At 68.4% G+C, this 8,958-nt stretch carries 8 protein-coding genes; 7 read left to right on the top strand and 1 reads right to left on the bottom strand.

Annotation, left to right across the window (positions count from 1 at the left end):
- Positions 1–267 precede the first annotated feature (267 nt).
- On the top strand, positions 268–2,067 hold the full coding sequence (locus tag RN51_RS17860) for an FAD-dependent oxidoreductase (protein WP_052674774.1): 1,800 nt from the start codon (positions 268–270) through the stop codon (positions 2,065–2,067).
- Positions 2,064–2,822, top strand: a complete 759-nt coding sequence (locus RN51_RS17855; RefSeq protein ID WP_052674773.1) for a winged helix-turn-helix domain-containing protein — start codon at positions 2,064–2,066, stop codon at positions 2,820–2,822. Before RN51_RS17860 ends, RN51_RS17855 begins: the two co-directional genes overlap by 4 nt.
- A 46-nt stretch (positions 2,823–2,868) precedes the next feature.
- On the opposite strand, the gene RN51_RS17850 is transcribed toward RN51_RS17855, so the two are convergent.
- Positions 2,869–3,171, bottom strand: a complete 303-nt coding sequence (locus RN51_RS17850; protein WP_045265349.1) for a hypothetical protein — start codon at positions 3,169–3,171, stop codon at positions 2,869–2,871.
- A gap of 100 nt (positions 3,172–3,271) precedes the next feature.
- Between RN51_RS17850 and RN51_RS17845 the strand changes: the two genes are divergently transcribed.
- The 5 genes from RN51_RS17845 (at position 3,272) to ruvX (ending at position 8,956) form a co-directional block, all read left to right on the top strand.
- Entirely contained in the window at positions 3,272–4,648 is a 1,377-nt protein-coding gene (locus RN51_RS17845; protein ID WP_082066644.1) for a replication-associated recombination protein A, read from the top strand.
- 180 nt (positions 4,649–4,828) lie between these two features.
- A complete protein-coding gene (rpsD, locus tag RN51_RS17840) occupies positions 4,829–5,458 on the top strand; it encodes a 30S ribosomal protein S4 (RefSeq protein ID WP_052674772.1) in 630 nt (209 codons plus the stop codon).
- A 104-nt stretch (positions 5,459–5,562) separates the two neighbouring features.
- The gene (locus RN51_RS17835) at positions 5,563–5,751 is read left to right on the top strand and encodes a hypothetical protein (RefSeq protein WP_045265348.1); all 189 of its coding nucleotides are present in this window, start codon (positions 5,563–5,565) and stop codon (positions 5,749–5,751) included.
- Positions 5,752–5,825: 74 nt separating this feature from the next.
- Positions 5,826–8,486 (top strand): alanine--tRNA ligase, encoded by a 2,661-nt coding sequence (gene alaS / locus RN51_RS17830; RefSeq protein ID WP_045265347.1) that lies wholly within the window; start codon positions 5,826–5,828, stop codon positions 8,484–8,486.
- A complete protein-coding gene (ruvX, locus tag RN51_RS17825) occupies positions 8,483–8,956 on the top strand; it encodes a Holliday junction resolvase RuvX (RefSeq protein ID WP_045265346.1) in 474 nt (157 codons plus the stop codon). Before alaS ends, ruvX begins: the two co-directional genes overlap by 4 nt.
- Positions 8,957–8,958 lie beyond the last annotated feature (2 nt).

The raw sequence follows: 8,958 nt of genomic DNA, 5'->3' as shown, positions 1-8,958 counted from the left end.
GAGGGGGGTCCGGGGACGGGGGGAGTCGGCTTCGTGGGCTCGTTGGCAGACACGTGATTCTCCTTGCGCGGTCGGGCCGCGGGAGGCGGAAAGGACGAGGCTCAGCCTAGTACGCCGAAGCAACACGGGTGAGGACCGGACGTCACGCTGCATCGTTACCGTTCTGTGAGGAGAACTTTCGATGGGGGACACACTGCTCGTCATCTCTGGGAAACACAGTGCTCCTAGTGTCACCAGGACGACAGTCTTCCGGTCGACAGGAGCAGCATGAAGGACAACACATCCCCGCCGGGCGAGATCGTCGTCATCGGAGCGGGGATGGCGGCGCATCGATTCGTCGAACATCTGCTCCGCGACCCCGGAGTGGCCGCGCGGGTCACCGTCATCGGGGACGAGGGGTACGGTCCGTACGACAGGTCTTCGGTGGCGGGGATACTCTCCGGCGACGATCCCGCAGAGCTCCACCTCGATCGTTCCGTCTTCCGTGACGACCGTGTCCGTCTGATCCGTGACGATCGGGTTCTGCACATCGATCGATCCGCTCGGACCGTGCGGACACGCTCTCGGCGCACGTACTCCTACGACACCTTGGTGCTCGCCACGGGTTCGTTCGCCTCCCAGGTGGCGGTGACAGGCGCTCGACTCCCCGGATGCTTCGTGCTGCGTTCGATAGACGACGCGGAGGCGATCAAGGAGTTCATGGAATCGCGATCCCGAGCCCTCGGGCGTCCGCTGCGCGGCGTCGTGGTGGGCGGAGGAATGCGCGGGCTCGACGTCGCGGTCGCTCTGGACGAGGCGGGCGTGGCCACCACGATCGTGCAGTACGCGGATCGCGTGCTTCCCGGTCGACTGGATGGTGTCGGAGCCGGCGTCGTGCAGTCCGCCCTCGAAGACCGGGGCATCGCGGTGCGCACGCGCACCAGGACGACGCGGCTCGACGCGGACGACTCGGGTGCGGTCACCGCGCTCGAGTTCCAGGACGGCACCTTCCAACGCGCAGATGTCGTGGTCTTCACGGTCGGCGTACGCCCGCGAGACGAACTCGCTCGCAATGCCGGTCTGGACGTGCATCCGCAGGGTGGCGTGCTGATCGACGACCGTTGCGTGACATCGGATCCGCGTATCCTCGCGATCGGGGAGGTGGCCTGCTTCAAGGGTCGGCAGGTCGATGCCGCGGCCGCCGCGCACTCCACGGCGGAAGCCGCGGCGGAGCGGGTGTGCGGGGGAGAGGGACGCTTCACCGGTCACGACGATCACGTCCACCAGAGCATCGCGGGGATCGAGATCGTCAGCTTCGGCGAGCCGTGGGCGACGTCCGCCGGCGCCGTCGACGTCGTCACGCTCGCTCCACGCGCCGGCGGCTACCGGAAGCTCGTTCTGAGCGACGATGGGCAGACGCTTCTCGGAGGTGTCCTCGTGGGCGACACGAGCGGCCACGGTGGCCTTCGCCGAGCCGTGGGTGAACGGTTGCGGCGCGAGGTCGCTGAGGAACTCCGACGGACGGCGGGCACCCAGGACGATCCCGTCCCGGTCTGCGTCCACCTCGGGATGTCGTCGCAAGAGCTTCTCGGCGCCGCCCGGCTGGGAGGACTGGCCACCTTCTCGGCAGTCGGACGCCAGTTCGGGAGGGAACCGGGATGTGCGCGTTGCACGCTGGCCGTGGCGCGGGTGCTCATGGAGACGGGGGACCAGATCCTGCAGAAGAAGGCAGCAGAAGTCCGCGGTGGGCGCCGGCGCCGGCTGTCGGATGCCGGATATGACGGTGCTCGCGTGAGCGTCTCAGCAGCCGCGGGTGGAGAACTCGAGCCGCAGCACCTCGTGGACATCGGGGGCATCGCGCTGGACCTCGGTCTGTCGCTGCAGATCTCCGACTCGCGGATCGAGCTGCGGGGAGTGCGTCGAGCGCAGTGGCCGGCGTTGCGGGATCAGCTCGACGCGGTCGGGTTGATCGGGGTACGTCACCCGCTGCACGCGCGATGGGGCGTGGTCGAGGAAGGGTGGGACGAGCGAAGTCGCAGTCGGGGGCGGCACCGCAGTGCTCCCATGCGTGCGGAGAGCCCCGCATGACGATCGGGCGATCGAGCACGCGCCCCGTCCTCTCCGGATGCCGGATCATCGTGTCGGTCGATGCGCGAGTACCGGGCCGTGCTTCGGCAGCTTCTGCGGCGGTGGACGACCAGGTGGATCGCATTCTGGAACGAGCGGGAGCGGAGGTGACGCGCGTCGTAGGGCCTGGGGCGGCCGCGCGGACGCCGGTCGCCCTGAGCCGTGCCGTGCACCGCGCGGGCTCTGGAGGTGCGGACGCCGTGCTGTTCACCGCCTCGACCGCCCCGTGGCTGGACGCGGTGGCGGATGCCGGCGCCCTGGAAGCGAACCGTCAGCGCGCGGAATCGGAACGGCTGATCCTCGTCACGGTCGACGAGCGGGAGGCGTGCCTGCTGCATGAGGTCGGGCTTCCCGCTCGGCACGTCGAGCCGTCGACGCCGGCGGGTCTGGTCCACAGTGTGCTCGCGCACTATCGAAGCGGCGCGGGATCCCACCTCACCGTGGCCGGACGCCTCCAGGTGCGCAGCGGAGGGGTCGTGCTGGACGAGCGCTTCATCCCGCTGTCGCGTGGAGCGGTCGCGCTGATCGAGGCGCTGTTCCTCGCCCGTGGCCGCGTGCTCTCACGGGCGGAACTCGGACGGGCGCTTCCCGGTGGACATCACAGCGACCGTGCGGTCGAGGTCGCCGTCGGCCGCTTGCGCGAGTCGCTGGGACCGACCGACGTGATCCAGACGGTCGTCAAACGCGGATACCGCCTCGCCATGGCCGAGCGCTGAGCGGGGCCGGCGTCGAAGCGAGCAGGCTCCGCTCAGCGCTCGGGACTCACTCGGTGGGCGCCTCGGAGGGGATCGGGTCGGGCGACTCGGACGGCGTCTCTGTGGGAACGGTCGTGGGCCCGATGGAAGGAGTGGGTGTCGGCTCCGGCTCCGGCGCGGTGACCTGCGCATGCACGACCTGGCTCCCGATTGCCGCGACGACGATGAGGCCTCCGACGATCGCTGCGATCGAGTTGTCCCGGACCCGTCGACGGATCTGGCCCTCGTGCCACTGGGTCCGCGCGGTGTGCAGACGTGCGCGCTCCGCCGATGTGCGCGCCTGTGCGTTCTTCGAACCGCGTGCGGCCATGCCCTGGTCTCCCTCCGGACGCCGTTCCCCGACGTCGCCTGAGAGCCTACCCGGATGCATGGCTCGCCGAAGTGTCGGGCGCCGCCGTTAGCCTGGAGTGATGACCTCTCCTGCGCCGCTGCTCTCCGGGCAGACGCCCCTCGCCGTGCGCATGCGCCCGGTGTCCCTCGCCGAGGTTGCCGGACAGCGTCATCTGCTCCGAGCCGGCTCGCCGATCGTCGCCCTCGCAGACCCGAAGGCGGCCGCACCAGGGGCCGTGTCGATCATCCTGTGGGGGCCGCCCGGCACGGGGAAGACCACGCTGGCGCAGGCCATCGCGCGTTCCTCCGGGCGTCGTTTCGTCGAGCTCTCCGCCATCACCGCAGGTGTCAAGGACGTGCGCGAGGTCATGCAGGAGGCGGTGAATCAACGTGACCTCTACGGTCAGACGACGATCCTGTTCCTCGATGAGATCCACCGCTTCACGAAGGCCCAGCAGGATGCTCTGCTCCCCGGCGTCGAGAACGGGTGGGTGATCCTCATCGCCGCGACCACCGAGAACCCGTCGTTCTCCGTGATCTCCCCGCTGCTGTCCCGTTCGCTGCTGCTGACGCTGCAGCCGCTGACCGATGACGACATCGGGCTTCTCGTGGATCGGGCGGTCGCGGACGCCCGCGGTCTCAACGGGAGCGTGACCCTCAGTGAAGAAGCCAGGTCCGCGCTCGTCCGGCTCGCATCGGGCGACGCCCGGCGTGCCCTCACGGGGTTGGAGGCCGGGGCCGCAGTCGCGCTCTCGCACGCGACGACGGCAGTTCCGGATGACACCGACGGAGACGAGGCCGCCGGGAGCAGCGGGGGAGTCCCGGAGGTGTCCGCCGACGACATCGCGCAGGCGGTCGACAAGGCGCTGCTGCGATACGACCGTCAGGGCGACGAGCACTATGACGTGATCAGCGCCTTCATCAAGTCGATCAGGGGGTCAGACCCCGACGCGGCGCTGCACTATCTCGCGCGCATGATCGAGGCGGGGGAGGACCCTCGCTTCATCGCGAGGCGCCTGGTCATCTCCGCATCGGAGGACGTGGGCCTCGCCGACCCGCAGGCGATGGTCATCGCCGTCGCCGCTGCCGATGCGGTGGCGTTCATCGGCATGCCGGAGGGACGCATCCCCCTGGCGGAGGCGACCGTGTACCTGGCGACCACGGCCAAGTCGAACGCCGCGTATGTGGGCATCGACGCCGCGATCGCCGACATCCGTGCGGGAGGTTTCGGCAGGGTGCCGCTGCACCTGCGCGACGCCCACTATCCGGGCGCGAAGCGGCTCGGGCACGGCCGCGGGTACGTCTACTCGCATGACAGCGAGTTCGGGATCGTGCCCCAGCAGTATCTGCCGGATGAGCTGGACGGCCGGCGCTATTACCAGCCGAAGAACCTCGGTGCGGAGCGTGACATCGGTTCCCGGCTCGAGCGCATCCGTCGCATCCTCGGCGACCGCTGACTGCCGATCCGCCCGAAAGGGACGATCTGTTAGACTTGAGCGGCTCGAAACCGAGTTTTCGGGCATCTCCTCGTTCACAACACACCTTGCTGGCGCCCCGGCGTGCGCTCCAAGGCAGAACGCGGACGATACGTCCGCGAGTCGCGAAAGCCGCGACCGCGTCATCGGAAGGAATGCTTCGTGACCACGAAGTCCCAGGACCGCCGCAAGGTGCGTCTCAGCCGCGCCCTCGGCGTCGCTCTCACCCCGAAGGCCGCCCGCTACCTCGAGAAGCGTCCCTACGCTCCGGGTGAGCACGGCCGCACCAAGCGCAAGGCAGACAGCGACTACGCCGTCCGTCTTCGTGAGAAGCAGCGTCTTCGCGAGCAGTACGGCATCCGCGAGAAGCAGATGCGCAACACCTTCAACGAGGCTCGTCGCCAGGAGGGCCTGACCGGTGAGAACCTGGTCGAGCTTCTCGAGATGCGTCTCGACGCGCTCGTGCTCCGTTCGGGCTTCGCCCGCACGACCGCACAGGCACGCCAGCTCGTCGTGCACCGTCACATCCTGGTCGACGGTCAGCTCGTCGATCGCCCGTCGTTCCGCGTGAAGCCGGGTCAGCTCATCCACGTCAAGGCCAAGAGCGAGGGCACCGAGCCCTTCCAGGTGGCAGCAGCCGGCGGTCACGCCGAGGTTCTGCCCCCCGTTCCGGGCTACCTCGAGGTCGAGCTCGACAAGCTCCAGTCCCGTCTGGTTCGTCGTCCGAAGCGCGCCGAGGTCCCCGTGACCTGTGAAGTGCAGCTCGTCGTCGAGTACTACGCGGCTCGCTGATACAGCGCACACACGAGAGGCGTCGGGGAAACCCGACGCCTCTCGTCGTTTTTGCATACGATGGGATCACCGCGCCTTCGCGGCTCAGAGGCAAGGATGGCGTCATGAAGAAGTTGCAGTGGTTCCTGATCGGAGTGATCGGCGGCTTCGTCGCGGCACATTTCATGAACAAGGACCCGCGTGGACATGACCTCCTCGCCGAGGTCGATGCCCGCATCAACGGCTTCACCTCTCTGATCGGCGACGCGTACCGCGCCGAAGACGCCCGGCTCGCCGAGCCGGACAAGAACTGACATCGCCCGAACTGACTTCGCCCGCGCGGCCCAGCGCAACATCTCTCACGCGACCTAGGACACCTGGCACCCCTATGAAAACTGCGGAAATCGCGCAGCGTTACCTCGACTACTTCGAGAAGAACGACCACCTCATCGTCCCCTCCGCTTCCCTGGTCAGCGACGACCCGTCGCTGCTGTTCACCGTCGCAGGGATGGTGCCGATGATCCCCTATCTCACCGGTGTCGTGCCCGCCCCGCATCCGCGCATCGCGGACGTGCAGAAGTGCATCCGCACCAACGACATCGAAGAGGTCGGTCGGACGGCCCGGCATGGGACGTTCTTCCAGATGCTGGGCAACTGGTCGTTCGGCGACTACTTCAAGGAAGGTGCGATCCGCTACGCCTGGGAGCTGCTGACGAGTTCGGAGTCCGACGGCGGACTCGGCTTCGATGAGAAGGACCTCTGGGTCACGGTCTACGAGACCGATGACGAGGCCGAGGCGATCTGGCGCGACATCATCGGGCTCAAGCCGGAGCGCATCCAGCGACTGGGACGCGCGGACAACTACTGGAACACCGGCCAGCCCGGACCGGGCGGCCCCGACTCGGAGATCTTCTTCGACCGCGGTCCGGCCTACGGCAAGGACGGCGGGCCCGCTGTCGACGACTCGCGGTTCCTGGAGATCTGGAACCTCGTGTTCATGCAGGACTTCATCGAGAACATCCGCGGCAAGACCGAGTTCGACATCGTCGGCGAGCTGCCGATGAAGAACATCGACACCGGGATGGGCCTGGAGCGCGTCGCCTTCCTCAAGCAGGGCGTCGACAACATGTACGAGTCGGACCAGGTGCGGCCCGTGCTCGATCGCGCGGTCGAACTCTCCGGGCGCCCCTACGGAGTGCAGCATGAGGACGACGTGCGGTTCCGCGTCGTCGCCGACCACGTCCGCTCCTCCCTCATGCTCCTCTCCGACGGCGTCCGTCCCTCCAACGAGGGGCGCGGATACATCCTCCGCCGTCTGATGCGTCGCACGGTGCGTTCGATGAGGCTGCTCGGCGTCGACGAGCCCGTCTTCCCCGAGCTCTTCACCGCATCGCGCGATGTGATGAAGACCACCTACCCCGAGCTCGAGAAGGACTGGTCCGTGCTCTCGGCGTCGGCGTTCGCCGAGGAGGAGACCTTCCGGCGCACCCTCGTGGCCGGCTCCACGATCCTCGACCTCGCGCTCGACGAGACCAGGAAGGGCGGCGGCAAGACGCTGAGCGGCCCCGAGGCCTTCCTGCTGCACGACACCTACGGCTTCCCGATCGATCTCACACTCGAGGTCGCCGAAGAAGCGGGGCTGGACGTCGATCGCGCTGCCTTCGACACCCTCATGCAGGAGCAGCGTCAGCGCGCCAAGGATGATGCACGCAACCGGAAGCGGCAGCTCGCCGATGTGTCGGTCTACCGTGAGCTTCGTGCTCTGGGCGAGACCGGCTTCGACGGGTACACGGCGCTCGAGGTCGAGTCGCGTGTGCTCGGACTCCTCGTCGACGGCGTGCCTGTCCGAAGCGCCGCCGAGGGCCAGATCGCCGAGGTCGTGCTCGCCGAGACCACGCTGTATGCCGAGTCGGGCGGCCAGGTCGCCGACAAGGGCACGATCGTGGGCCCCGGCTACGTCCTCGAAGTGCTGGACGTGCAGAAGCCGGTCCCTGGACTGATCAGCCACACCGTCGAGGTCACGCGCGGCAGCGTCGCGGTCGACGACATCGCCACCACCGTCGTCGATGCGGCGAACCGTCGCGCGGCGCGTCAGGCTCATTCGGCCACCCATCTCGTGCACGCCGCGCTCCGCGACACGCTGGGTCCGACGGCGACGCAGGCGGGTTCGCTCAACCGCGCCGGCTACATGCGCTTCGACTTCGCATGGTCGCAGGCGCTCTCGGCAGACACCCGCAGCGAGATCGAGGAGATCACGAACCGTGCGGTGCAGGACTCCCTCGAGGTGACCACGCGCATCGTCTCTCTCGACGAAGCCAAGGAAGCCGGAGCGATGGCGCTGTTCGGCGAGAAGTACGGCGACGTCGTCCGCATGGTCGACATCGGAGGTCCGTGGTCTCGTGAGCTGTGTGCCGGCACGCACGTGAGCACGAGCGCCGAGATCGGTCTCGTCAGCCTGGTCGGCGAGTCGTCCGTCGGTGCCTCCAACCGACGTATCGAGGCGCTCGTCGGCGCCGACGCCTTCCGGGAGCTCGCCGCGGAGCGGGCCATCGTCTCGCAGCTCACCAGCTCGCTGAAGACCCCGCGCGAGCAGCTGCCGGAGCGGATCGCCGATCTCACTGCGAGCCTGAAGGCCGCTGAGAAGCGCATCGCGCAGTTCGAGGCCAAGGAGCGGGCCGGTCAGGTCCCGTCGATCGTGGAGGCGGCGACGCGTGTCGGAGCGTTCCGGCTCGCGGCGCAGAACCTCGGCGACGTGGCTTCCGCAGACGACGTGCGCGACCTGGTCAACGGTGTTCGCGATCGTCTCGGCTCTGACGCGGCGGTCGTGGCTCTGGGAGCCGTGGTCAACGGACGCCCGGTCGTGGTGGTCGCCACCAACGAGGCGGCGCGATCTGCCGGCGCCAAGGCCGGTGCGCTGGCGAAGCGTGCTGCCGGAGTGCTCGGTGGTGGCGGCGGTGGACGCGATGACGTCGCCCAGGGCGGCGGAGCCGATGCGGCAGCCCTGCCCGCGGCGCTCGACGCCATCTCCCAGGAGCTGCACGGCGCGTGACCGGGTTCCGTCGCGGAGTGCGTCTCGGTATCGACGTGGGAAGAGCGAGGGTCGGTGTCGCACGCTGCGACCCCGACGGCATGCTCGCCGTGCCCGTGGAGACCGTGCCGCGGGATGACGCCTCGATCGACCGGATCGTGCAGATCGCGAAGGAGTACGACCTGTTGGAGTTCGTCGTCGGTCTGCCGGTGAACATGCAGGGCACCGACACTCCCTCGACGACGGACGCCCGGGAGTTCGCTGCCGAGCTCGGCACACGCAGCGGTCTCCCTGTACGGCTCGTGGACGAACGCCTGAGCACGGTGACCGCGCACGCAGCTTTGCGCAGTTCCGGGAGATCTCAGAAGAAGTCTCGTAGCATTGTGGATCAGGTCGCCGCCGTGGTGCTTCTGCAGCAGGCGATCGACATGGAGAAGAGCACCGGAAACCCGGCCGGTGCCACCATCTCGCCCGACGAGGAGCACGCCTGACG

Source organism: Microbacterium oxydans (assembly GCF_000956405.1).
GTDB classification, from domain to species: Bacteria; Actinomycetota; Actinomycetes; order Actinomycetales; family Microbacteriaceae; genus Microbacterium; species Microbacterium oxydans_C.
This window is presented reverse-complemented; position numbering and strand designations above follow the sequence as displayed.

Coding starts and splice junctions, on each gene's coding strand:
- RN51_RS17860 (WP_052674774.1), top strand. CDS start 268: ATGAAGGACAACACATCCCCGCCGGGCGAGATCGTCGTCATCGGAGCG.
- RN51_RS17855 (WP_052674773.1), top strand. CDS start 2,064: ATGACGATCGGGCGATCGAGCACGCGCCCCGTCCTCTCCGGATGCCGG.
- RN51_RS17850 (WP_045265349.1), bottom strand. CDS start 3,171: ATGGCCGCACGCGGTTCGAAGAACGCACAGGCGCGCACATCGGCGGAG.
- RN51_RS17845 (WP_082066644.1), top strand. CDS start 3,272: ATGACCTCTCCTGCGCCGCTGCTCTCCGGGCAGACGCCCCTCGCCGTG.
- RN51_RS17835 (WP_045265348.1), top strand. CDS start 5,563: ATGAAGAAGTTGCAGTGGTTCCTGATCGGAGTGATCGGCGGCTTCGTC.
- alaS (WP_045265347.1), top strand. CDS start 5,826: ATGAAAACTGCGGAAATCGCGCAGCGTTACCTCGACTACTTCGAGAAG.